Here is a 1,509-nt window from a genome sequence, read left to right as displayed (position 1 = left end):
CCAGAGGGTGCACAGGTGTTGTTCGGTGTCATTGGTAGGTGCCACATACGCAGCGGTACTGACAATCTCCGGAACAGGCAGGGCTTTACGATCTACCTTACCATTTGTTGTCAGGGGCAGAGCCTCTAACATCATATAGACCTGTGGCACCATATACTCCGGGAGCTGTCGGCTTAACTGGCGGTTGATCACTTCGTTCAGGTCTGGTTGTTGTTCACCGGGACTCTGCCAGGCATCGGAGGCCACCTGTCCGCCGACAAAGGTGTAGAGTACAGAATGTCCCTCGTGTGTGGGTTCTGTCCAGGCGCCGAGAGGGCATAGCCCTATATTGTGATCAATGGCGGTTAGTTGCAGTTGCTGCCCCAGGTGACCTGCGTTTAACAGTAAGAGGGGAGTGGGCGGTGTGTCCGGGGTCGCGGTAATGACCAAGGCAATAGCGCTGTCCGGCCAGAGCTGCAGCTGATCCAGAATTGTTTGGTTGACCGGGCTGTTCTTGTTATCCAGCCACTGCCAGTCCCCTTCCGTTGTCTCAGATTGTTGTGTTGTTCGCCTGAGTATGCAGAGCTTCAGTTGATGCTGATTCGCCCAGGTCTGTGCAGGCGATAGCCAGCGTGCCAGTGTTGCAAAATCCAGAGTGTGCCCGGTAAATCGGCGGTAGCTGCGGCGTTGTCGTAAGGCATGGTGCTTCTTGTCACCGACTGGCACGGTGCGGGTTGTTAATGTGATCTGTGCCAGCGGCCAGTCCGGCTGGTCCGATGCACGGTTATGGGTGTCTGGTACAGAGGTCTTGAGGGCAATACCCAGTGGACCGGCACAGGCTGCCAGTTGGGCAATCATAGCGCCGGCTTCCAGTTGACAGAAACGCAGAGCCATCTCGCCGTACATGGGCTGGATGGCGGGCAGCCAGGCGCTGAGCTCCAGAACTAGGGATGGCTGCGAGCCGCTATCCCCAGCCAGTCGGATCAATTGGTGATCGGGGTGGTAGGCATAGCGTCCACCGGGTAACCCTGTAATGGTATTGTTCCCAATGTGCAAGGTGAGGCGGACAGGGTAGAGGCTACCCGCGGAGGGGTAACCATATTTGGGCAACGGTGCCCCAGCATCGTGATAACAGCGCAGACCAGACAGTAACTGACGGAATGAGTTCAGTGTCAACGGGACAACCTCACTGGAGATAGACTCATCTGTTAACCAGGCCGGGCTGTAGAGGAAATCATCGTCGGCTTCACCCCCATCCTGCGCTAGAGGAATAACGGTGTCCGTATCACTGACCGGCATTGGACCGTTCTGTGCCAGTTTGAATGAGAGCCTGTCCGCAGGATCTACTAGTTTGGCATGACTATGACGTTGATCCGTTCCTGGCAGACGCCTTTTGTCCGGCACAATATAACCGACCAGTGTTTGTTGTTGGCAGGCGGCTGCCGCATTATCGATCCAGGGTAACTGTATCAGGGCGCTTTCAATGTCCCCCAGCTCCATCCGGTGTCCGTGAATTTTAACCTGAGTGTC

1 protein-coding gene is annotated in these 1,509 nt (G+C 56.0%); it reads right to left on the bottom strand.

The features are described from left to right. Positions 1–1,509, bottom strand: a 1,509-nt coding sequence (locus tag E1189_RS01585) for a hypothetical protein (RefSeq protein ID WP_230459973.1), incomplete at both ends; no start/stop codon positions are given.

Source organism: Parendozoicomonas verongulae (assembly GCF_009711465.1).
Taxonomy (GTDB): Bacteria; Pseudomonadota; Gammaproteobacteria; order Pseudomonadales; family Endozoicomonadaceae; genus Sansalvadorimonas; species Sansalvadorimonas verongulae.
Note: the sequence above shows the minus strand (reverse complement) of the source record. Positions and strands in the feature narration are given on the sequence as shown.